Below are 21,187 nucleotides of genomic sequence, written 5' to 3'. Positions count from 1 at the left end.
CCGTCCAAGGCCAGGGAGGCCAAGGACGGTGAAGATTTCCAAAACCCGGTATCCGGTGGATCGTAAGGCTGCTCCGCTTAAGTGAACAGCATTACGGCTTCGGACGGGGCTTTTTCTTGCGCAACCGTTGGCGTCTTGCTGTCGCAGCTGATTGCGTCCGGAACCCCATGACCCCTAATCGGGAGACGCTCATGGCTATACGCGTTTCTTTAGCCGTTTCAACATTGATGGCTGCGTCGTTGGCAATCGCCGCCGGCACTGGTCCGACGCACCCTGAGAAAGCCCGCGAACATCCACTGGACACGCGCGAGCCGCGGCAGGATGTAATCGAGAGCGGAGATGACAGCCAAGGCCATCCGAGGCCCCCAACGCTGGAAGTACCGCCTGAGGTGCCGCCCGTTACGCCTGCCGAGCGCCCATCATCGCCGGATCGGCAGGATCCACGTTCGGGCGAAAGCGGCGATTCAGCCTCAGCCAGCTGAACAATCGTGCGAAACCGTGATAGTCATGCGGCAAAACGAAAACGGGAGACCTAAGCCTCCCGTTCGATACTGCCAGTGCAGCGCTTAGAACAGCACGCGGCTGCGGATGGTGCCGTTGACCTGCAGCAGTTTTTCAAGCGCCAGGTCGGAATATTCCTTATCTACATCGATGACGACGTAGCCAACCTTCTCGTTGGTCTGTAGGAACTGGCCGCAGATGTTGATGCCGTTGTCGGCGAACACCTTGTTGATCTCGCTCATCACGCCCGGGATGTTCTGGTGGACGTGTAGCAGGCGGTGCTTACCGGGGTGCGATGGCAAGGCCACTTCCGGGAAGTTGACGGACGATACCGAGGTGCCGTTGTCGCTGTACTTGACCAGCTTTTCCGCCACTTCCAGGCCGATGTTGGCCTGTGCTTCGGCGGTCGAGCCGCCGATGTGTGGGGTCAGGATCACACGATCCAGGCCACGCAGCGGGCTTTCGAACTCTTCATCGTTGGATTTGGGCTCGACCGGGAACACGTCGATGGCGGCGCCGATGAGGTGCTCGTCCTTGATCGCAGCGGCGAGGTGATCCAGCTCGACCACGGTGCCGCGGGCGGCGTTGATCAGGATTGCGCCTTTCTTCATGGCGCGGATTTCCTTCTCACCGATCATCCACTGAGTGGATGGCAGCTCGGGGACGTGCAGGGAGACGATGTCGCACATGCCCAGCAGTTCGTACAGCGAGCCGATCTGAGTGGCGTTGCCCAGCGGCAGCTTGGTCACCACGTCATAGAAGAACACCTGCATGCCGAGGCCTTCGGCGAGCACCGACAGCTGCGTGCCGATGGAGCCGTAGCCGATGATGCCCAGCTTCTTGCCGCGAATTTCGAAGGAGTTGGCTGCCGACTTGATCCAACCGCCGCGATGGCAGGACGCGTTCTTCTCCGGAATGCCCCGCAGCAGCAGGATGGCTTCGGCGAGCACCAGCTCGGCCACCGAGCGAGTGTTGGAGTAGGGTGCGTTGAACACCGCAATGCCGCGCTCACGGGCGGCATTGAGATCGACCTGGTTGGTGCCGATGCAGAAACAGCCGACGGCGATCAGTTTTTTTGCTGCTTCGAAGACGTCCTCGGTGAGTTGAGTGCGCGAACGAATCCCGATGAAATGGACGTCGGCGATCTTCTCTTTCAGCTCCGACTCGGTCAGCGCGGTCTTGAGGTACTCGATGTTGGAGTAGCCGGCGGCCTTGAGGGTGTCGACAGCGTTCTGGTGCACGCCTTCGAGAAGAAGGAACTTGATCTTGCTCTTGTCGAGAGAGGTCTGGCTCATCTGCATTTAAACCTTAAGGCCGAAGGGTAGAACGAAGTGTCCAGCGAAGGCTGGCCGACCCGGTATCAGCGGTGTCGGGAGTCTGCCGAGGCACGTTTCAAAAGGGTGCGTATGCTAGCATACGCACCCCTCGAAACACCCATGTCCTGAGCTGAAGCGTACTCAGGGTGACCATGAATCGAATGAGAGTTCCCATGATGACCGACCCCGCCCTGATCGACGAGCTGAAGACCCTGGTCGAGCCTGGCAAGGTGCTGACCGATGCCGATTCGCTGAACACCTATGGCAAGGACTGGACCAAGCAGTACGCCCCGGCACCCTCGGCCATCGTGTTCCCGAAGACCATCGAGCAGGTGCAGGCAATCGTGCGCTGGGCGAACGAGCGAAAGATCGCTCTGGTGCCCTCGGGCGGCCGCACTGGCCTTTCCGCTGCCGCGGTGGCGGCCAATGGCGAAGTGGTGGTGTCGTTCGATTACATGAACCAGATTCTCGAATTCAACGAGATGGACCGCACCGCGGTCTGCCAGCCGGGCGTGGTCACCGCACAGCTGCAGCAGTTCGCCGAAGACAAGGGCCTGTATTACCCGGTGGACTTCGCTTCCGCAGGCTCCAGCCAGATCGGCGGCAACATCGGGACCAACGCAGGCGGGATCAAGGTGATTCGCTATGGCATGACCCGTAACTGGGTGGCGGGTCTTAAGGTCGTCACTGGCAAGGGCGATCTGCTCGAGCTGAACAGGGACCTGATCAAGAACGCCACCGGCTATGACCTGCGCCAGCTCTTCATCGGTGCCGAGGGCACGCTGGGCTTCGTCGTCGAGGCGACCATGCGCTTGGAGCGCCAGCCAACCAATCTGACTGCGCTGGTGCTGGGCACGCCGGACTTCGACTCGATCATGCCGGTGCTGCACGCCTTTCAGGACAAGCTGGACCTGACTGCCTTCGAGTTTTTTTCCGACAAGGCGCTGGCCAAGGTGCTCGGCCGCGGCGACGTGCCGGCACCGTTCGAAACCAGCTGCCCGTTCTACGCGCTGCTGGAATTCGAAGCCACCACCGATGAGCGCGCCGATCAGGCGTTGGCGACGTTCGAGCATTGCGTTGAGCAGGGCTGGGTGCTCGATGGCGTGATGAGCCAGAGCGAGCAGCAGCTGCAGAACCTGTGGAAGCTGCGCGAGTACATCTCCGAGACCATCAGCCACTGGACGCCGTACAAGAACGACATCTCCGTCACCATTGCCAAGGTGCCGGCCTTCCTCAAGGAAATCGACGCCATCGTCGGTGAGCACTATCCGGACTTCGAGATCGTCTGGTTCGGCCACATCGGCGACGGCAACCTGCACCTGAACATCCTCAAGCCCGATGCGATGGACAAGGACGAGTTCTTCGGCAAGTGCGCGACGGTGAACAAGTGGGTGTTCGAAACCGTGCAGAAGTACAACGGTTCGATCTCCGCCGAACATGGCGTCGGCATGACCAAGCGTGACTACCTCGAGTACAGCCGTTCGCCGGTGGAAATTGAGTACATGAAGGCAGTTAAGGCAGCCTTCGATCCGAACGGCATCATGAATCCGGGCAAGATTTTCGCTGTTTGAGCAGACAGGAACTCTCCATGACCTACAAGCACCAGTACACCGACGGCACCACGATCCATTACCCGTTGGGCAAAGTCGTCTGCATCGGCCGTAACTACGCCGAGCACGCCAAAGAGCTGAACAACCCGGTGCCGACCGAGCCCCTGCTGTTCATCAAGGCCGGCAGCTGCACCGTGCCGCTGGACAGCGGCTTCAGCATTCCCTCTGACCGTGGTGCCGTGCACTACGAGGCGGAAATCGCCGTGCTGATCGGCAAGCCGTTGTCGCGCAAGCCGAACGAAGAAGAGGTTCGCGACGCGATTTCCGGGTTCGCCCCAGCCCTCGACCTGACCCTGCGCGACGTGCAGGCCAAACTGAAGGAAAAGGGCCATCCATGGGAAATCGCTAAAAGCTTTGATGGTGCCTGTGTGCTGGCACCATTCGTGCCGGGCGATGCAGTGGAGGATCTGACCGATATCGGTGTGCGCCTGACCATTAACGGTGAGGTGCGTCAGGACGGCAACAGCAACCAGATGCTCAACGCCATCCTGCCGCTGCTGCAGCACATCGCCGGACACTTCAGCCTGCAGCCGGGCGACGTGGTCCTGACCGGCACGCCTGTGGGTGTAGGCCCCCTCCATCAGGGTGACGAGCTGGTACTGGAACTGGTCGGGTTGTCTCGCTTCGAGAGTCGCGTGCTTTAACCCAGCATGGCCCGGGTACGTCTGACGTATCCGGCCTGCAGCGCTATATCCTGCCTGTAAAGGTCATGCTGTAATTGCACGCTCTACTTGGGTTCGCCTACATGCCTGACGCCGCCGTCCGACCGTCCCGCCTCCGCTTGCTTCTGTACGTTTCCCTAATCCTAACCATCGCAATGGCCGTGCTGGTCGGCTGGATGCTGCATTGGGACGACCAGCTGAAACTCTACTGGCACGAGCAATACGTCGATTCTCAAGAGCGCGCGGCGAGCATCTGGTTGCCAGATTATGAGCTGGCACTGGAGACCACATTGTTTGGCCTGGAAGACGACGAAACTTCTGGGCTGACTTGGAATGCAGCGACCGGGACGCTGTTTACTGTCACCGGCCAAAACCCGCAGCTCGTGGAGTTTTCCCCTGGCGGCGTCGTGCTGCGGCGCATCACCCTGACCGGATTCTCTGATCCTGAAGCGGTCGAAGCGCTGGATGACGGGCGACTCGGTATCGTCGACGAGCGGCGTCGGCTGGTTGCTGTGTTTCGGCTGGCGCCAGGGGTGGAAAGTCTCGATCTTGATGATCTCGCAACCTATGACTTGGGTTTCGACGGTGCAGGTAATAAAGGCTTTGAAGGGCTGGCCTGGAATCCGCGCACCAAACGCATGCTGTTGGCCAAGGAGCGCGATCCGCAGGGATTGTTCGAACTGCCTTTTCCCGGGGAGGACGGCGCCGCCGGCATCCTTGAGGCCTGGCCCGAGCAGCCGCTGCTGGTGCGTGACATCTCATCGGTGACTATCGACCCGCGTACCGGCCACACCCTGATGCTGTCCGATGAATCGCGCCTGCTGGTCGAGCTCGACCAGCGAGGCCGGCCGCTCAGCTTCATCAGGCTGCTCGGCGGCCTCAATGGTTTGGTTGAGGGAATAGACCAGGCCGAGGGCGTCGCCATGGACGAGCACGGCGATATCTACGTCGTAGCCGAACCCAATCTTCTCTACGTGTTCAGGCGCAAGCGGTAACAAGCAGGGGCCAGCGAAGTCCATGCATGCGCTGCGCCGCCAGCAGCCATTAAGGCTCAGCTAAGCCTGGGCGGGCACACTTTCAGTCCCGTCCTTGAGAAGTGAGCATGATGCGCCCTGTTTTGAAATGGATATCAACCGCCCTGGCCGGTGCGGCATTGCTGCTGGCTGTGGCTGTCGGTCAGCACCTTCACCTGTTCGAGCAAACCTTGTTTCACTTCAGCCAGTGGCGGCAGGCCGATCGGCTGCAGGAGGTATCCCTCTGGCTGCCGGGCTATCGCGCGGACATCCAGGCGCAGGTGGTCGAAGGGATCGATGACGACCTCTCGGCGCTGACCTTCGATCCCGACCGCAACAGCCTAATCGCCATCACCAACGGCAAACCGCAGCTGCTTGAGCTCAGCCTCGATGGCAAGCTGTCACGGGCGATTCCGCTGGTGGGCTTCGGTGACCCGGAGGCGATCGAGTACATCTCGCGCGGCGTCTATGTGATCAGCGATGAGCGCCTGCAGCGTCTGTTGCGAGTTGAGGTGAGTGAACGCACCGAGTCGATCGATGCGGCCGCCAGTCAACAATTGTCGTTGGGAATCGGGCAGAACGGGAACAAGGGTTTCGAGGGGCTGGCTTACGACGTGGCCGGCAAGCGCTTGTTCGTGGCGAAGGAGCGCGATCCGGTGCGCATTTATGAGGTCGAGGGCTTTCCCTACGCCGAGGATGACCAGCCGCTGGGCGTACACGTCAGCGAGGACCGCGAGCGCGACGCCGATCTGTTCGTGCGGGATCTGTCCAGCCTGCAATATGACCAGCAGACGGGCCACTTGCTGGCGCTTTCGGACGAGTCTCGCTTGGTGGTCGAACTGGACATCCATGGCAAAGCTATCAGCGCATTGTCGCTCAAGGCCGGCGACCATGGGCTGGAGGCGGATGTGCCTCAGGCCGAAGGCATCGCCATGGGCCCGGACGGCACGATCTACCTCGTCAGCGAGCCCAATTTGTTCTATGTATTTCGCAAGGCCGACTAGCCAGCATTGGCTCGGCTGGCTCGGCTCAACGCTTCAGGGTCTGAACGCCATCTTTGGTGCCCAGCAGCAGAATGTCGGCAGGGCGTGCAGCGAAGAGCCCGTTGGTGACCACGCCGACAATGTTGTTGATCTGCGCTTCCACATCCGGGGCGAAACCGATCATAAGGTTATGCACGTCGAGAATGACATTGCCATTGTCGGTCACCACGCCTTCACGGTAGACCGGATCGCCACCCAGCCTGACCAGTTCACGTGCCACGTGGCTGCGGGCCATTGGAATCACTTCGACCGGCAGGGGAAACTCGCCGAGGCGCTCGACCAGCTTGCTGCCGTCGGCAATGCAGATGAAGGTGCGGGCCACTGCGGCGACGATCTTTTCCCGGGTCAGGGCTGCGCCGCCGCCCTTGATCAGTTCCAAATGGCTGTTGGTCTCGTCGGCACCGTCGACGTAGAACTCAAGGTCCGATACCGAATTCAGGTCGTAAACTGGGATGCCGTGGCCTTTCAGGCGCTCGGCGGTGGCTTCGGAACTGGCTACCGCGCCGTCGAAGAAGCCTTTGTGCTTGGCCAGCAGATCGATGAAGAAATTGGCGGTGGAACCGGTGCCAACGCCGACGATGCTGCGGTCGGTGAGCTGCGGCACGATGAAGTCGACAGCGGCCTGGGCGACAGCCTGCTTGAGTTGATCCTGAGTCATGGCGTAAAGGTCCGGGCGGTGAGTGAGTCGAAGGGCAAGAGTATAGCGGGGGCTCATCGGCGGGTCTTGCCTGCTAAGGCTGTACTGCTGTTTTGCGCGCCGATTGACGGTGGTCGCAGGGTTTTTCGCAGAGTAGACTCGTCTGCCCCGCAAGGCCCGCCAAGATAGCTCACGATGCTCGAACAGTACGTCAAGAAGATCCTCACCTCGCGCGTCTATGACGTTGCGGTGGAAACCCCGTTGCAGCCTGCCCGCCAGCTTTCCGAGCGGCTGGGTAACCAGATTCTGCTCAAGCGCGAGGATCTGCAGCCGGTGTTCTCCTTCAAGATTCGCGGTGCCTATAACAAGCTGGCGCAGCTGTCACCCGAGGAGCTGGCGCGCGGCGTGGTCACCGCATCGGCCGGCAACCATGCGCAGGGCCTGGCCTTGGCGGCCCGTGAGCTGGGTATCAAGGCGACCATCGTCATGCCGCGCACCACGCCAGAACTGAAGGTGCAGGGCGTGCGAGCTCGCGGCGGCAAGGTGGTGCTACACGGGGATGCCTTTCCCGAGGCGCTGGCCTACTCGCTGCGGCTGGTGGAGGAAAAGGGCTACGTCTATATCCACCCCTACGACGATCCGCACGTCATTGCCGGGCAGGGCACCGTGGCGATGGAAATTCTTCGCCAGCATCAGGGCCAGCTGGACGCGATCTTTGTGCCAGTGGGCGGCGGCGGGCTGATCGCGGGCGTGGCCGCGTACATCAAATATCTGCGTCCCGAGATCAAGGTCATCGGTGTGGAGCCGGACGATTCCAACTGCCTGCAGCAGGCGATGGCCGCTGGCGAGCGCGTGGTACTGCCGCAGGTGGGGTTGTTCGCCGATGGGGTGGCGGTGGCGCAGATCGGTCAATACACCTTCGATATCTGCCGGCACCATGTCGATGAAGTGATCACGGTCAGTACCGACGAAATCTGTGCGGCCATCAAGGACATCTACGACGACACCCGCTCGATCACAGAGCCGGCCGGTGCCCTGGCGGTGGCCGGGATCAAGCGCTACGTCGAGCGCGACGGGGTCGAGAACCAAGTGCTGGTCGGTATCGATTCGGGTGCCAACGTCAATTTCGACCGCCTGCGCCACGTGGCCGAGCGGGCCGAGCTGGGCGAGAAGCGCGAAGCGATCATCGCCGTGACCATCCCCGAGGAGCCAGGAAGCTTCAAGGCGTTCTGCGAGGCCATCGGCAAGCGCCAGATCACCGAGTTCAACTACCGCTACCACCAGGACCGCGAAGCGCACATCTTCGTCGGGGTGCAGACGCATCCAGAAAACGATCCGCGTGCGGCGTTAGTGGAAGGGTTGCGCGCCAAGGGTTTCCCGGTACTCGATCTCACCGACAATGAGCTGGCCAAGCTGCACACACGTCACATGGTCGGCGGCCATGCCTCGGCGGTCAGCGATGAGGTGGTGTATCGCTTCGAATTCCCGGAGCGTCCGGGCGCGCTGTTCAACTTTCTCAACAACCTCGGCGGGCGCTGGAATATTTCGATGTTCCACTACCGCAACCATGGTGCTGCCGACGGTCGAGTAGTGGCCGGCTTGCAAGTACCCGCCGAGGACCGTCACCTGTTGCCCGCCGCGCTGGACAAGATCGGTTACCGCTACTGGGACGAAACGGACAATCCGGCCTACCAACTGTTTCTCGGCTGATCAGCCGTACCGTGAGGATCAATGGAACATTACCAACTGCTGAACATCACCCACGCCGTGCTGGCGATATTGCTCACGCTCGGGCTCATCGCCCATATCGCCATGCTGTGGAAGGCCTGGCGACGGGCAGATCCGGCCGTATTGCAGAATAAACTGCGGCGGACCCGGCTGATGTCGCTGCCCTTGCTCGCCGTGTTGGGATTGCTGCTGCCGGTGACAGGTTGGTGGTTGGCCCATCTGGCAGGCTTTCCGCTCGGCCAGCTGTGGCTGCTGGCCAGTTCGGTGCTGTTCCTGATCCTCGTACCGCTCACGCTGCTGCTCAGCGGCCGCCTGCGTGCCTGGCAGCAGGTGGGTGACGGTCCTGCTCCGGCGAAGCTGCCGCGTTTTGCGCTGGTCTATGCCGGTCTGATCCTGCTGATTCTTGTCGCAATCATGGGCCTGATGGGAGCCAAACCTGTCTAGCGGCTCCCGTGGGGCGGCTGGTGTTCAGCGCAGGCTTATGATCTCCCAGCCTCGCTGCTGCGCGATCTCCCTCAACGTCGGGTCAGGATCGACCGCGACTGGATGGCTGACCCGCTCGAGCAATGGCAGGTCGTTGCGCGAGTCGCTGTAGAAATAGCTGTCATCCAGGCTCTGGTCATTATCCCTCAGCCAGCGTTCGATCCGTGTCACCTTGCCTTCCTGAAAGCACGGCACATCGGTCAACCGACCGGTGTAGCGTCCCTCCTGCATCTCGCATTCGGTGGCCAGCAGGGTATCGACGCCCAGCCGTTTGGCGATGGGCCCGGTAATGAAGCGGTTGGTTGCGGTGATGATCACCACCCGGTCACCGGCGTCATGATGCTGGCGGACCAGTGCCTCGCCTTTCGCCAGCACGATGGGTTCGATGTGGTCGCGCATGAACTCAGCATGCCATTGCTGAAGCTGCGGCATCTCGCTGCGCCCAAGCAGCTCCTGGCAGAAGTTTTGATACTCCAGCACATCCAGCGCGCCGGCCAGGTAGTCCTGATAAAAAGCATCGTTGCGGGCGCGATAGGCCTCGGCGTCGACCAGCCCGCGCTGGCAGAGAAATTCGCCCCAGGCGTGGTCGCTGTCGCCGGCCAGGAGGGTGTTGTCGAGATCGAATAGAGCTAGGCGCACGCTGCGTTCCTCGGGCGATGAAGGGGGGCGAAGCATAGCGGGATCGCTCGATAGATGGCAGATGCCAAGCACTTCGATGGAGCGCCGCTTCCGGTTGATCAATGGCCCCCATGCGCGCTTTCTGCTTTTCACGTTTTTGTGGAACAATGCCGCGACATGCGTTTGCGAGGTTGTTGCCGTGATCGACTCCGATGGTTTTCGCCCCAATGTCGGCATCATCCTGACCAATGATGTTGGGCAGGTGTTGTGGGCTCGGCGGATTAATCAGGATGCCTGGCAATTTCCGCAAGGCGGAATCAATCCACGCGAGACGCCGGAAGAGGCCCTCTACCGCGAACTCAACGAAGAAGTCGGTTTGGAACAGCAGGATGTGAAAATCCTTGCTTGCACCCGCGGCTGGTTGCGCTATCGCTTGCCGCAGCGTCTGGTGCGTACTCACAGCCAGCCGCTGTGCATCGGTCAGAAACAGAAGTGGTTTCTGCTGCGCCTCACCGGCGCCGAAGACCGGGTGCGCATGGATCTGACTGGCAAGCCAGAATTCGACGGTTGGCGCTGGGTCAGTTACTGGTACCCGCTGGGCCAGGTGGTCACCTTCAAGCGCGAGGTTTACCGTCGCGCCTTAAAAGAACTCGCCCCGCGCCTTCTGGCGCGGGATTGACGGGAGAAAGCCCCTGAGCATGCTCGGCACGCTTCGCAAGATCGTCCAGGAAGTCAATGCCGCCAAGGACCTCACGGCGGCGTTGGGCATCATCGTGCTGAGAGTTCGGGAGGCCATGGCCAGCCAGGTCTGCTCGGTCTACCTGCTCGATCCGGAATCCGGACGCTTCGTGCTCATGGCCACCGAAGGCCTGAACAAGAAAGCCATCGGCAAGGTCAGCATGGCGCCCAACGAGGGTCTGGTCGGTTTGGTTGGCACCCGCGAGGAGCCGCTGAACCTGGAGCATGCCTCCGAGCACCCGCGCTATCGCTACTTTGCCGAGACCGGTGAAGAGCGCTACGCCTCTTTTCTCGGCGCACCGATCATCCACCACCGGCGGGTGATGGGCGTACTGGTTATCCAGCAGAAAGAGCAGCGGCTATTCGACGAAGGCGAGGAAGCCTTCCTGGTTACGATGAGCGCGCAGCTCGCCGGGGTAATCGCCCACGCCGAGGCAACCGGCTCGATCCGCGGCCTCGGCCGGCAGGGCAAAGGCATTCAGGAAACCCGTTTCATCGGTATTCCGGGTGCGCCCGGGGCGGCGGTAGGCACGGCAGTCGTCGTGCTGCCTCCTGCTGATCTGGACGTGGTACCCGACAAAGCCATCGATAACATTCCAGCCGAGCTTGAGCTTTTCGAAGCAGCGCTCGCGGCTGTACGTGCCGACATGCGTGCCTTGTCCGACAAGCTAGCGACGCAGATGCGCAAGGAAGAGCGCGCACTGTTCGACGTCTATCTGATGATGCTCGATGACTCTGCCCTTGGTGGCGAGGTGTCCAAGGTCATTCGCACCGGCCAGTGGGCGCAAGGCGCGTTACGCCAAGTCGTTGCCGATCATGTGGGTCGCTTCGAGATGATGGACGATGCCTACCTGCGTGAGCGCGCCTCCGACGTCAAAGACATCGGCCGCCGTCTGCTCGGCTATCTGCAGCAGGCCCGGCAGCAGACGCTGACCTACCCGGACAACACCATCCTCGTCAGTGAAGAACTGTCTCCGGCGATGCTCGGCGAAGTGCCTGAAGGCAAGCTGATGGGCATGGTGTCGGTGCTGGGTTCGAGCAACTCGCATGTGGCGATCCTGGCCCGGGCAATGGGCATTCCGACGGTGATGGGTGCGGTCGACCTGCCGTACTCGAAGGTCGACGGCATCGAGCTGATCATCGACGGCACCCGTGGCGAGATCATCACCAATCCTGCCAAGGTGCTGCGCGAGCAGTATCTGGTCTTGGCCGAGCAGGAGCGGCAGCTATCCGAAGGCCTGGACATCCTGCGCGAGCTGCCTTGCGAAACCACCGACGGTGTGCGCATTCCGCTTTGGGTGAATACCGGCCTGCTCGCCGATGTGGTGCGGGCGCAGGAGCGTGGCGCCGAGGGCGTCGGCCTGTATCGCACCGAAGTGCCCTTTATGATCAAGGAGCGCTTCCCCAGCGAGAAGGAGCAGATGGCGATCTATCGCGAGCAGCTCCAGGCCTTCCACCCGCTGCCGGTGACCATGCGCAGTCTCGATATCGGCGGTGACAAGAGCCTGCCGTACTTCCCGATCAAGGAAGAGAATCCCTTCCTCGGCTGGCGCGGCATCCGCGTCACCTTGGATCACCCCGAGATTTTCCTGCTGCAGACCCGCGCCATGCTCAAGGCCAGCGCCGGGCTGAACAACCTGCGCATTCTGCTGCCGATGATTTCCGGCACGCGCGAGCTGGAAGAGGCCCTGCACCTGATCCACCGCGCCTGGGGCGAGGTGCGTGACGAAGGCACCGATGTCGAAATGCCGCCGGTAGGGGTGATGATCGAAGTGCCGGCTGCGGTCTACCTGACCCGCGAACTGGCGCGCCAGGTGGACTTCCTCTCGGTGGGGTCCAATGACCTGACCCAATACCTGCTGGCGGTTGACCGCAACAACCCGCGTGTGGCCGATCTCTATGATTACCTGCATCCGGCAGTGCTCGAGGCCTTGCAGCGCGTCGTCCGTGAAGCCCACGGCGAAGGCAAGCCGGTCAGCATCTGCGGTGAGATGGCAGGTGACCCCGGTGCGGCCATCTTGCTGTTGGCGATGGGGTTCGACAGCCTGTCGATGAATGCCACCAACCTGCCGAAGGTGAAGTGGATGCTGCGTCAGATCAGCTCGGTCACGGCGCGCGAGCTGCTGGCCAAGGTCATGGTCATGGACAGCCCTCAGGTGATCCATGCCACCGTGCAGTTGACCCTGCGCAACCTGGGGCTGGATCGCATGCTCAACCCGTCGGCGGCGCTCTAGATCGGATCCGAGCGGCTTACCTGGCTGGATGAAGGTACGTCGATGCGGCGTTGATCCAAGACCCCAGCCGGTCCGAAGCGGCGCTCGGTGATATGTGCGGAGCCGTCCGCGCGGCGAATCAGTACAGTGCTGGCGCGAGTGCCGTAGTCAGCGCTTGATATGAATACGCTGGACAGCTTCTTCTCCCATTCGTAGGGCACGCCGGTGCTTGGCATATCGCCGTCGGCGGCGGGTTGGGGGTCGCTCAACACCTGCAACAGGGTGTCCACCTCCGGTGCGTCGATACTGGCCTGCAACTCGGCGCGGGCGCGAACGAGCTTCGGCCAGGGCGTATTCAGCGCTGCGTTGGACAAGCCGTAGACACCGGCTTGCAACCGTTCCGGTGTGGCGGACTTTGAATTCAGATACCACAGCTCACGCGCATCCCCGACCAGAAGGTTGAAACCCGAGTAATGCTCGAGGTGGCCAGTCAATTCGCTCAGGTAAGCCTGGGGTGACAGAGCACTGCGCAGATAGCGCTCGGGCAGCTCGCCTCGTGAGCGCGCACCGGCTGGGGTACCCGGTGCGCGGATGTTGGTCAGTGCCGCGAAGCGTCCCGCTGCACTGATTCCCATCCAGGTCCCGCCCGCCAGGAGGTCGCGCCCAGCTACGATGTCTGGCGCGTCGTCCCAGTGACCCAGCGGCAGACTGGGACGCGCATGAAATTCGTCTCGGTTGGCCGCGACGATGAGCGGCAATGCGTGGCACGGGCGCCAGGCGAATACGATCAGGCACATGGTTAGGCTCAGCTGGGTGCGAGAGGCGAAAGCTTGAAGCCAAGCCGCCCGGCTCGGCAACCCGCTTTCAGCTTCCGGGCAGTTTTTCCGCTAACATGCCGCTTTGTTTTGGTCAGGATGGCCCGATGGAGTTCGCGCTTTATCTCGTGCTCGGCGGGTTTGCTGGTTTGCTGGCCGGGCTGTTCGGTGTAGGCGGTGGGATGATCATCGTCCCGGTGCTTGTTTTCAGCTTCACTCTCCAGGGTTTCGATCCGTTGGTGCTGACCCATCTGGCGGTTGGCACGTCGCTGGCGAGCATCGTTTTTACTTCGCTGAATTCGATCAGAGCTCATCATCTCAAAGGCGGAGTGCTCTGGCCCGTGGTGCTATGGATGACCTTCGGTATTCTGTTTGGCGCTGCCTTGGGCAGCCTCACGGCGGCTGCGATTCAAGGGCCGCTACTGCAGAAAATCATCGGGGTCTTCGCCATCGCTGTGTCCGTGCAGATGGCGTTTTCGCTTCAGCCTAAGGCCAGCCGGGGCGTGCCCGGTAAGCCGGGGCTCACGCTGGTTGGTGTCGTGGTTGGCTGGGCGTCGGCGATCTTCGGAATCGGTGGAGGTTCTTTAACGGTGCCCTTTCTCAGCTGGCGCAGCGTGCCCATCCAAAAAGCCGTGGCGACATCCGCCGCATGCGGCCTGCCGATCGCCGTCGTCGGCGCGTTGAGTTTCGCAGTGGTCGGCTGGCAGGATCCGCACCTGCCGGCTTGGAGCTTTGGATTCGTCTATTTTCCAGCGGTGCTGGGCATCGCGATCACCAGTATGTTTTTTGCCCGCATCGGGGCGCAACTGGCCCATCGGCTGTCGGCACTGATGCTGCGGCGCCTGTTTGCGCTGTTGTTGCTGGGCGTTGGTATCAATTTCTTGATTTGAGGAAACCCGGATGCTGCCTTATCCGCAGATAGACCCTGTGGCCGTTTCGCTAGGCCCGCTGCAAATCCACTGGTACGGCCTGATGTACCTGATCGGCATAGGCGGGGCCTGGCTGCTGGCGTCCCGCCGCCTGCACCGCTTCGATCCCAGCTGGGACAAGGACAAGCTCTCTGACCTAGTGTTCTGGGTGGCGATGGGCGTGATCGTCGGCGGGCGGCTGGGTTATGTGCTGTTCTACGATCTGGCGTCCTATATCAACGATCCGACACTCATCTTCCAGGTCTGGAAGGGAGGTATGTCGTTTCACGGGGGCTTGCTTGGCGTGCTGCTGTGCACCTGGATTTTCGCCCGGCGCAATGGCAAGAAGTTCTTCGAGCTGATGGACTTCATCGCGCCTTTCGTGCCGATCGGGCTGGGGGCAGGGCGCATCGGTAACTTCATCAATGCTGAACTGTGGGGCAAGGCGACCGATGTGCCCTGGGCAATGGTCTTTCCCACCGACCCGCAGCAGCTGGCGCGGCATCCCTCACAGCTCTATCAGTTCGCCCTGGAAGGCGTGGCATTGTTCGTCATTCTCTGGATCTACTCGAGCAAGCCGCGGCCGACCATGGCAGTCTCCGGCCTGTTTGCCGTCTGCTATGGCATCTTCCGTTTCATCGTTGAATTTGTGCGCGTACCCGATGCGCAGCTCGGCTACTTGGCGTTCGGTTGGCTGACCATGGGGCAGGTTCTGTGCGTGCCGATGATCCTGATCGGCCTCGGCATGATCGCCTGGGGCTACCGCCACGAGCCGGCCAAGGCATCAGCCTGAGTTGCAAGGCCCGGCTTGTCGCATAAGCGCGACAAGCCGAGCGCCAAACTTTTACTATCTGCAGGATCTCTTCCACAGCGCCACGGCGCCCGCTTCGAGCCCATCGATGAAACAGTATCTCGACCTGATGCGCCATGTGCGCGAGCACGGCACCTTCAAGAGCGATCGCACCGGCACCGGCACCTACAGCGTGTTCGGCCACCAGATGCGCTTCGACCTGAGCGAAGGCTTTCCGCTGGTGACCACCAAGAAATGCCACCTCAAATCCATCATTCACGAGCTGCTGTGGTTCCTGCAGGGTGACACCAACATCAAGTACCTGCAGGAAAACGGGGTGCGTATCTGGGACGAGTGGGCCGACGAGAACGGCGAGCTCGGCCCGGTCTACGGTTATCAATGGCGCAGCTGGCCGGCACCCAACGGCGGGTCGGTCGACCAGATCAGTAAGCTGGTGGAGATGATCAAGAAGAACCCGGATTCGCGACGCCTGATCGTTTCAGCCTGGAACCCTGCGCTGGTCGACGAGATGGCCCTGCCACCGTGCCACGCGTTGTTCCAGTTCTATGTTGCGAACGGCAAGCTCAGCTGCCAGCTGTACCAACGTTCAGCCGACATCTTCCTCGGTGTGCCCTTCAACATCGCCAGCTATGCGCTGCTGACGCTGATGGTGGCTCAGGTCTGCGACCTGCAGCCGGGGGAGTTCATCTGGAGCGGTGGCGATTGCCATCTCTATGCAAACCACCTGGAACAGGCCGACCTGCAGCTGACCCGCGAACCGCTACCGCTGCCGACGATGAAGCTCAATCCCGACGTGAAGGACCTGTTCGCCTTCCGCTTCGAGGATTTCGAGCTGGTGGGGTACGAGGCCCATCCGCACATCAAGGCGCCCGTCGCCGTCTGAGTGTGTCGCCGCTCGGCTTGCGAGCGGCGCTATCGATTACTGCTCGCCGAGATAGCGCGTCTGCACGTCGTGCCAGCGCGTACTGTTGGTGATGTCCAGAATCGCTTGGCTCAGCGGCTCCCGGTAGGGGCTGCCAGCGGGCACCGCAAAGGCGTAGGACTGTTGTTCGAAGGTGCCGGGCAGCAGCCGTAAGCCTTTGCCCAGCAACTCGGTGTTGCGGAACTGCAGGATGGGCTGGTCATACACCACCGCCTCTGCTTCTCCTTCGAGCACGGCTTTAATGGCTTGGCTCACATCAGGGAACGCGGTGGCGCGGATGCGGTGCTCTTGCAAGTAGCCTGCGCTTACGGTGCCGTCCACTGTCGCAACGTGTGCACTGCGCAGATCGTCCGGCCCTTGCAGGCCGCTCTGCAGGCTGCCGACCGTCAAGGTGCTGGTCACGGCGGCAGTGAAGGTCGACACCATGATCAATGCCGCGAACATCCAGACGATTGCAATCAGCCGCCCGCCGAGAGTCACGGGTGCCTTGTCGCCGTAGCCGACCGTGGTCATGGTGACCGCCGCCCACCAGAAGCTGTTACCGAGTCCTTCCACCGAACTGCCGCCGAACTGTTCGCGGTTGCGCTGGCGCTCGAACAGCCAGAGCAGTGCGCCGACCAGTAGCAGCAACGCGCCCAGGCCCAGCACCAGGCTTGCGAATTGCCAGGAGAACAGCGCACGGACGGCGCCCCAGCCGGCACCCTGTTGATCCTGGGGAACGCCAATTGCCAGTCCGGTGCGATAGAACGGGTGCGTGAAGTCCACCAGTGCCTCGCGCTCGGCAGTCATGGTCAGGGCGCCGACCACCACATCCAGCCGATCGTCCTGCAGGCCCGGTAGCAGCTGGTCGAATGGCAAAGGTCGCAGCTCATAGCGATAACCTTCCTGCTCTGCGATCGCCTCCCACAAGTCAATGCTGATACCGCTCCAGCTGCCATCGGCCTCCTGGATGACGAAGGGTGGGACCTCCGTGATGCCTACCCGCAGCACGTCGCCTTGTGATTGGGCGGCGGCCTGCTGGCTCAGTAAGGCGAACAGCAAAGCGATCAGAAACCTCGGCACAGGTCTTTCCTCATTGTCGTAATGCGCCAAGGGTAGCAAAGCTGAACGGTGGGACTGCGGCGCCTTTGGTCCATGAAAAGTCGCCAGAGTGCCATCTGCGTTGTATAGACTCCGGTGAAAACATGATCAGAGGACGGAGCATGCGACGGGTCGTATTCAACCAAAAGGGTGGTGTTGGCAAGTCCAGCATTGCCTGCAACCTGGCAGCAGTCAGCGCAGCGCAAGGTTATCGCACGCTGTTGATCGACCTGGATGCGCAGGCCAATACCAGCCATTACCTCACCGGCCTGGCCGGAGACGAACTACCGACCGGCATCGCCGATTACTTCAAGCAGATCCTGGCGGGAGGGCCGGCAGGCAAGAAGGCTCGCCCACCGATCACCGAAACCCGTTTCGAAAATCTGCACCTGATTACCGCCACCGCAGAACTGGCCGATCTGCAACCCAAGCTCGAAGCCAAGCACAAGATCAACAAGCTGCGCAAACTGCTGGAAAGCCTTTCCGAAGAATACGAACGCATCTATCTGGATACGCCACCGGCCCTCAACTTCTTTACCCTATCGGCCTTGATAGCTGCGGACCGCTGCCTGATTCCGTTCGATTGCGACAGCTTCTCCCGTCAGGCGCTGTATAGCCTGCTCGACGAAATCGAAGAGCTGCAGGAAGACCATAATGAGGCGCTGCGAGTCGAAGGCATCGTCGTCAACCAATTCCAGCCGCGCGCGGCCCTGCCGCAACAGATGATCGACGAACTGCTGGCCGAGGGGCTACCCGTGCTTCCGGTGCACCTGATGAGTTCGGTACGGATGCGCGAGTCACATCAGGTCTGCACGCCGCTGATCCACCTCGACCCGCGGCACAAGCTGACGCAGCAGTTCGTCGAGCTGCACACCTATTTGGAAAATGCGGGCTGATCGAGTGGGCGCGCTTCGTGTTCACTCGATGCGGCGGACGATACGCGTAGCGTAAAGTCCTAAAGCGCGCCACTCAGGCTAGCTGACATGACGGTGGCGCCCCAGCTTGTAGCGTGTCACGCAGGCGGTTGGACTGGGAGCGCGCATGTCGCCCGCCTTGGGCCGGTCAATGAGAGATCAACACATCGCAGGGCGGCAGGTCGAGGTATTGCCGAGTCAGGCTGCCGAGCAGCGCGTTGCTGATTTCGCCACGGCTGTGGCTCCCCAGTGCGAGTAGTTGCGGTTGCAGCGCGGCGATGGCCGAATCGAGGCAACTATTGCGCTCACCGTGGCGAAGGCTCGAATGAAGTCGCGCGCTGGAATTGTCCAGACCCGCTTGAAGGTCGCTGAGCAACTGATCGAACAGTTCGCGCTGCAGTGCCAAGTCAGGCTCGCTCGGCTGATCGAGGTCCGGCATTTCGTAGATGTTCAGTGCGGTCAGATCGCTGGCAGCCGGCAATAGTTGCCACGCGGCCTGCAGCGCGCGGTTGGCGCAGCTGGAGTAATCCAGCGCGGCGAGCGCTTGTGAATAGGGCGCTGCCGGCGCGACAGCCAGAAGCAGCGGTGCGGGACAGTTCTGCAGCACTTGCTCCAGTGTGGTGCCAGCGAATCCTTGCGGGGATTGACGGTGGTGGCGGCCCATCACCAGCAGATCGATTTCCAGCCCAGCGGCCTGGGTAAGAATTTCTTCAGCGGCGCGGCCCTTACGAATCCAGGGCTGCAGCTGGGCAAGGCCGTGGCGCTCAAGCGTTGTCTGCAGATAGCTCTGTGCGTTTCGCTGCTCCGCTGCCCCTGGGTTACCGGCCAAAACGTGTAAGACGCTCAGTCGTGCCCCGGTCTGCCGCGCCAACTGTGCGGCGCGGCCCAGCGCCAGGTCGGCATCGGGACTGAGATCGTGGGCGACAAGAATGTGCTGAACCATGAAGGCCTCGCGTTTTGCTGGGCGAAATACCTGCAGTATGCCGGCCAGATCCAGCCGTGTCCTGATCGGGAGCAGGCAGCAGCCGTGCATACGGTAGGAGGCTGACCGCTGCTTTGATCTGGAACGCTTTTTTCGTCGGGCTGCTAACGCTATGCTGGCGGCCATTCAAGCAGGAGCGAGTGATGAGCAAGGTCAGTGTGCTGGTGGTGGATGACGCGCCCTTCATTCGGGATCTGATCAAGAAGGGGTTGCGCAGCCACTTCCCGGGGATTCGTATCGAAGACGCTGTGAACGGGCGCAAGGCCCAGCAGATGCTCGATCGGGATTCGTTCGACCTCATTCTTTGTGATTGGGAAATGCCGGAAATGTCCGGCCTTGAACTGCTGACCTGGTGCCGTGCCCAGGAAAAGCTCAAGACCACCCCGTTCATCATGGTCACCAGCCGTGGCGACAAGGAGAACGTGGTCCAGGCGATCCAGTCAGGTGTGTCCGATTTCATCGGCAAGCCATTCTCCAACGAACAGTTGACTACCAAGGTACGCAAGGCGCTCGGACGGGCCGGCAAGCTCGACGCATTGGCCGCCAGTGCACCGGCACGGCCGACCAATACCGGAATGGCCAACGATTCCCTGGCTGCGCTGACGGGCGGTAAAGCTGAAGTTGTCAAACCGGCTTCTGCGCCGGTCGCCTCGCCGGCACCCGGGTTCGCCGCGCCGCTCGCTCAGCCGGGAGCAGCCAAACCGACTGCGGCCAGCGGCGGCCGCGGCCAGGGCCAGTTGCGTTTGCCGAGCGGAACGCTTGCCTGTGTAATCAAGGCCCTCAGCCTCAAAGAGGGGCTGCTGGTGGTCAAGCGCGGCGAGACGCTGCCGCAAGTGCTGGAAAGTGCCGTGCTTGATCTGGAGCAGGGCGAAGGCGGCGAGGTGGCCCGCCTCAACGGTTACCTTCACGCCGTCGCGGCGCTGGAGCCGAAGCCGGACAGTGAATGGTTGCAGCTGACCTTCCGCTTCGTCGATCGTGATCCGCAGAAGCTCGATTATCTGTCACGCCTCATCGCCCGCGGGACAGCACAACGGCACTTCGTCCCAGGCGCCTGAATAGAGACGACCACCGCATAGGTCTGCAAATAGAAGCTCCGGTCATCTGAAATTTGCAGTGCCGCCGGAACAATTTCACAGGCCGACGGTCGGTGGCTCGCGTGCGCACCGTTGCGCTGCTAGTCTGCAGCCCTCTTACTACATAACCCTATGAAGTCTGCCGTTATGTCGTGGCGCATCATTCTCGTTCTCGGGTCGTTCTGGCTGGCCTCGTCCGCGTCGGCCCTGACCATCTACAAATATACTGACGCCAACGGCGTGGTCACTTACAGCGACCAGGCTGCACCAGGTGCGAGGGTATTCACCTTCAGCGATCGCATGGTCGAGAAACTCGACAACCAGGTAAAGCTTGAAACCCGCAAGCATGCCGCGGGCGAGACGCTGCTAGTTCGCAACGATCTGTTTGCACCGGTGGATATCGAACTCAAGTTGACCGGCGTACAGAATGCCGTCGGCGCACCGGATAAACCGATCCGTTGGGTACTGCCGCCGCGCAGCCAGATCCGATTGGCAACACTCGCGCCGCTCGACCCATCAAAGCCGCTCAAGTACACACCCAAGCTACGTCATGCGCTGGGCGATCCGCGTCTGCTGCCCAAACCCTACCGGTATCCGTTGCCCTGGCGAGGCGGTCCGTTCCGCCTGACTCAGGGCGCCAACGGCAAGTACAGTCACTTCACGCCGAAAGGTCGCTACGCCGCCGATATCGCCATGCCGGAAGGCACGCCCATCGTGGCGGCGCGCGGCGGCATGGTGGTAAAAATCGAGAACGCGCAGAGTGGGCGGGGCAACAACCCGGCCGGCAATTTCGTCAGGGTCCTGCATGATGACGGCACCATGGGCGTCTACTTGCACCTGATGAAAGGTTCGGTGAGCGTACGCGAAGGCCAGCACATCGAAGCCGGCAGCTTGCTGGCCCGCTCCGGAAACACTGGCAACAGCACCGGCCCGCATCTGCATTTCGTTGTCCAGCGCAACGTCGGTTTAGCCGTCGAATCGATTCCCTTCGATTTCGCCCAGCCGGTCAACAGCTTGCCCAATTTTGCGGTGGGTGGGGACTAAGGGCAGCTACAAGCCCATCAACTGATAGCAAAACGCCCGGCGCCACCACTCTGCGCCGCATGACGGCTCCATGCGG

The 21,187-nt window shown here is 61.6% G+C and carries 20 protein-coding genes; 14 read left to right on the top strand and 6 right to left on the bottom strand.

The annotated features are described in order from the left end of the window. Nucleotides 1–566 precede the first annotated feature (566 nt). The gene (serA, locus tag ACIGHL_RS13880) at nt 567–1,796 is read right to left on the bottom strand and encodes a phosphoglycerate dehydrogenase (protein WP_128120179.1); all 1,230 of its coding nucleotides are present in this window, start codon (nt 1,794–1,796) and stop codon (nt 567–569) included. Between the two features lie 197 nt (nt 1,797–1,993). On the opposite strand from serA, the gene ACIGHL_RS13875 reads away from it, so the two are divergent. The 4 genes from ACIGHL_RS13875 (at nt 1,994) to ACIGHL_RS13860 (ending at nt 6,106) form a co-directional block, all read left to right on the top strand. Beyond that, nucleotides 1,994–3,388: a D-2-hydroxyglutarate dehydrogenase gene (locus ACIGHL_RS13875; protein WP_045432291.1), complete on the top strand. Its 1,395-nt coding sequence runs from the start codon at nt 1,994–1,996 to the stop codon at nt 3,386–3,388. A gap of 17 nt (nt 3,389–3,405) precedes the next feature. Further along, entirely contained in the window at nt 3,406–4,071 is a 666-nt protein-coding gene (locus tag ACIGHL_RS13870) for a fumarylacetoacetate hydrolase family protein (protein ID WP_046163012.1), read from the top strand. A gap of 101 nt (nt 4,072–4,172) precedes the next feature. Continuing rightward, on the top strand, nt 4,173–5,084 hold the full coding sequence (locus tag ACIGHL_RS13865) for an SdiA-regulated domain-containing protein (RefSeq protein ID WP_128120180.1): 912 nt from the start codon (nt 4,173–4,175) through the stop codon (nt 5,082–5,084). Nucleotides 5,085–5,191: 107 nt separating this feature from the next. Next, nucleotides 5,192–6,106, top strand: a complete 915-nt coding sequence (locus ACIGHL_RS13860) for an SdiA-regulated domain-containing protein (RefSeq protein ID WP_413818141.1) — start codon at nt 5,192–5,194, stop codon at nt 6,104–6,106. A 25-nt stretch (nt 6,107–6,131) separates the two neighbouring features. Here ACIGHL_RS13860 and rpiA read toward each other — a convergent pair whose 3' ends face one another. Further along, nucleotides 6,132–6,803: a ribose-5-phosphate isomerase RpiA gene (rpiA, locus tag ACIGHL_RS13855; RefSeq protein WP_128120339.1), complete on the bottom strand. Its 672-nt coding sequence runs from the start codon at nt 6,801–6,803 to the stop codon at nt 6,132–6,134. A 174-nt stretch (nt 6,804–6,977) separates the two neighbouring features. Here rpiA and ilvA point away from each other — a divergent pair, with 174 nt between their 5' ends. Further along, nucleotides 6,978–8,492: a threonine ammonia-lyase, biosynthetic gene (ilvA, locus tag ACIGHL_RS13850; RefSeq protein ID WP_128120181.1), complete on the top strand. Its 1,515-nt coding sequence runs from the start codon at nt 6,978–6,980 to the stop codon at nt 8,490–8,492. 21 nt (nt 8,493–8,513) lie between these two features. After that, nucleotides 8,514–8,954, top strand: a complete 441-nt coding sequence (locus ACIGHL_RS13845; RefSeq protein WP_128120182.1) for a DUF2269 family protein — start codon at nt 8,514–8,516, stop codon at nt 8,952–8,954. Nucleotides 8,955–8,978: 24 nt separating this feature from the next. Here ACIGHL_RS13845 and ACIGHL_RS13840 read toward each other — a convergent pair whose 3' ends face one another. Further along, nucleotides 8,979–9,632 (bottom strand): histidinol-phosphatase, encoded by a 654-nt coding sequence (locus ACIGHL_RS13840; protein ID WP_128120183.1) that lies wholly within the window; start codon nt 9,630–9,632, stop codon nt 8,979–8,981. Nucleotides 9,633–9,810: 178 nt separating this feature from the next. On the opposite strand from ACIGHL_RS13840, the gene ACIGHL_RS13835 reads away from it, so the two are divergent. Then, a complete protein-coding gene (locus ACIGHL_RS13835) occupies nt 9,811–10,290 on the top strand; it encodes an RNA pyrophosphohydrolase (protein WP_045432287.1) in 480 nt (159 codons plus the stop codon). Nucleotides 10,291–10,309: 19 nt separating this feature from the next. Next, entirely contained in the window at nt 10,310–12,583 is a 2,274-nt protein-coding gene (ptsP, locus tag ACIGHL_RS13830) for a phosphoenolpyruvate--protein phosphotransferase (RefSeq protein WP_128120184.1), read from the top strand. Here ptsP and ACIGHL_RS13825 read toward each other — a convergent pair. Beyond that, a complete protein-coding gene (locus tag ACIGHL_RS13825) occupies nt 12,580–13,359 on the bottom strand; it encodes an NRDE family protein (protein ID WP_128120185.1) in 780 nt (259 codons plus the stop codon). The genes ptsP and ACIGHL_RS13825 overlap by 4 nt on opposite strands. Before the next feature lie 125 nt (nt 13,360–13,484). Between ACIGHL_RS13825 and ACIGHL_RS13820 the strand changes: the two genes are divergently transcribed. From ACIGHL_RS13820 to ACIGHL_RS13810, 3 genes are all read left to right on the top strand, one after another. Further along, the gene (locus ACIGHL_RS13820) at nt 13,485–14,267 is read left to right on the top strand and encodes a sulfite exporter TauE/SafE family protein (RefSeq protein WP_128120186.1); all 783 of its coding nucleotides are present in this window, start codon (nt 13,485–13,487) and stop codon (nt 14,265–14,267) included. Between the two features lie 10 nt (nt 14,268–14,277). After that, nucleotides 14,278–15,078: a prolipoprotein diacylglyceryl transferase gene (gene lgt, locus ACIGHL_RS13815; RefSeq protein WP_127838251.1), complete on the top strand. Its 801-nt coding sequence runs from the start codon at nt 14,278–14,280 to the stop codon at nt 15,076–15,078. A gap of 106 nt (nt 15,079–15,184) precedes the next feature. Further along, nucleotides 15,185–15,979: a thymidylate synthase gene (locus ACIGHL_RS13810; protein WP_045431233.1), complete on the top strand. Its 795-nt coding sequence runs from the start codon at nt 15,185–15,187 to the stop codon at nt 15,977–15,979. Nucleotides 15,980–16,015: 36 nt separating this feature from the next. Here the strand turns inward: ACIGHL_RS13810 and ACIGHL_RS13805 are convergent, their stop codons facing one another. Then, complete coding sequence (locus ACIGHL_RS13805; protein WP_128120187.1) at nt 16,016–17,080, bottom strand: transporter substrate-binding domain-containing protein; 1,065 nt, start codon at nt 17,078–17,080, stop codon at nt 16,016–16,018. A 140-nt stretch (nt 17,081–17,220) separates the two neighbouring features. Between ACIGHL_RS13805 and ACIGHL_RS13800 the strand changes: the two genes are divergently transcribed. Then, nucleotides 17,221–17,994 carry a ParA family protein gene (locus ACIGHL_RS13800; protein ID WP_216706996.1) on the top strand — a complete coding sequence of 258 codons (774 nt, stop codon included), beginning with the start codon at nt 17,221–17,223 and terminating at the stop codon, nt 17,992–17,994. 166 nt (nt 17,995–18,160) lie between these two features. On the opposite strand, the gene ACIGHL_RS13795 is transcribed toward ACIGHL_RS13800, so the two are convergent. Further along, entirely contained in the window at nt 18,161–18,955 is a 795-nt protein-coding gene (locus tag ACIGHL_RS13795; protein WP_128120188.1) for a universal stress protein, read from the bottom strand. 182 nt (nt 18,956–19,137) lie between these two features. Here ACIGHL_RS13795 and ACIGHL_RS13790 point away from each other — a divergent pair, with 182 nt between their 5' ends. Beyond that, nucleotides 19,138–20,049 carry a response regulator gene (locus ACIGHL_RS13790; RefSeq protein WP_046163001.1) on the top strand — a complete coding sequence of 304 codons (912 nt, stop codon included), beginning with the start codon at nt 19,138–19,140 and terminating at the stop codon, nt 20,047–20,049. A gap of 165 nt (nt 20,050–20,214) precedes the next feature. Further along, nucleotides 20,215–21,111: a peptidoglycan DD-metalloendopeptidase family protein gene (locus ACIGHL_RS13785; protein ID WP_128120189.1), complete on the top strand. Its 897-nt coding sequence runs from the start codon at nt 20,215–20,217 to the stop codon at nt 21,109–21,111. The last annotated feature ends 76 nt before the right edge of the window (nt 21,112–21,187 follow it).

Source organism: Pseudomonas sp. NPDC077451, from assembly GCF_044543345.1.
GTDB lineage: Bacteria > Pseudomonadota > Gammaproteobacteria > Pseudomonadales > Pseudomonadaceae > Stutzerimonas.
This window is presented reverse-complemented; position numbering and strand designations above follow the sequence as displayed.

Excerpts from the sequence above, each read along its gene's own strand:
- rpiA (WP_128120339.1), bottom strand. The coding sequence starts at position 6,803 with ATGACTCAGGATCAACTCAAGCAGGCTGTCGCCCAGGCCGCTGTCGAC.
- ACIGHL_RS13825 (WP_128120185.1), bottom strand. The coding sequence starts at position 13,359 with ATGTGCCTGATCGTATTCGCCTGGCGCCCGTGCCACGCATTGCCGCTC.
- ACIGHL_RS13860 (WP_413818141.1), top strand. The coding sequence starts at position 5,192 with ATGATGCGCCCTGTTTTGAAATGGATATCAACCGCCCTGGCCGGTGCG.
- ACIGHL_RS13870 (WP_046163012.1), top strand. The coding sequence starts at position 3,406 with ATGACCTACAAGCACCAGTACACCGACGGCACCACGATCCATTACCCG.
- ACIGHL_RS13795 (WP_128120188.1), bottom strand. The coding sequence starts at position 18,955 with ATGGTTCAGCACATTCTTGTCGCCCACGATCTCAGTCCCGATGCCGAC.
- ACIGHL_RS13785 (WP_128120189.1), top strand. The coding sequence starts at position 20,215 with ATGTCGTGGCGCATCATTCTCGTTCTCGGGTCGTTCTGGCTGGCCTCG.
- lgt (WP_127838251.1), top strand. The coding sequence starts at position 14,278 with ATGCTGCCTTATCCGCAGATAGACCCTGTGGCCGTTTCGCTAGGCCCG.
- ACIGHL_RS13820 (WP_128120186.1), top strand. The coding sequence starts at position 13,485 with ATGGAGTTCGCGCTTTATCTCGTGCTCGGCGGGTTTGCTGGTTTGCTG.
- ACIGHL_RS13810 (WP_045431233.1), top strand. The coding sequence starts at position 15,185 with ATGAAACAGTATCTCGACCTGATGCGCCATGTGCGCGAGCACGGCACC.
- serA (WP_128120179.1), bottom strand. The coding sequence starts at position 1,796 with ATGAGCCAGACCTCTCTCGACAAGAGCAAGATCAAGTTCCTTCTTCTC.
- ACIGHL_RS13790 (WP_046163001.1), top strand. The coding sequence starts at position 19,138 with ATGAGCAAGGTCAGTGTGCTGGTGGTGGATGACGCGCCCTTCATTCGG.
- ACIGHL_RS13865 (WP_128120180.1), top strand. The coding sequence starts at position 4,173 with ATGCCTGACGCCGCCGTCCGACCGTCCCGCCTCCGCTTGCTTCTGTAC.
- ACIGHL_RS13800 (WP_216706996.1), top strand. The coding sequence starts at position 17,221 with ATGCGACGGGTCGTATTCAACCAAAAGGGTGGTGTTGGCAAGTCCAGC.
- ilvA (WP_128120181.1), top strand. The coding sequence starts at position 6,978 with ATGCTCGAACAGTACGTCAAGAAGATCCTCACCTCGCGCGTCTATGAC.
- ACIGHL_RS13875 (WP_045432291.1), top strand. The coding sequence starts at position 1,994 with ATGACCGACCCCGCCCTGATCGACGAGCTGAAGACCCTGGTCGAGCCT.
- ptsP (WP_128120184.1), top strand. The coding sequence starts at position 10,310 with ATGCTCGGCACGCTTCGCAAGATCGTCCAGGAAGTCAATGCCGCCAAG.
- ACIGHL_RS13845 (WP_128120182.1), top strand. The coding sequence starts at position 8,514 with ATGGAACATTACCAACTGCTGAACATCACCCACGCCGTGCTGGCGATA.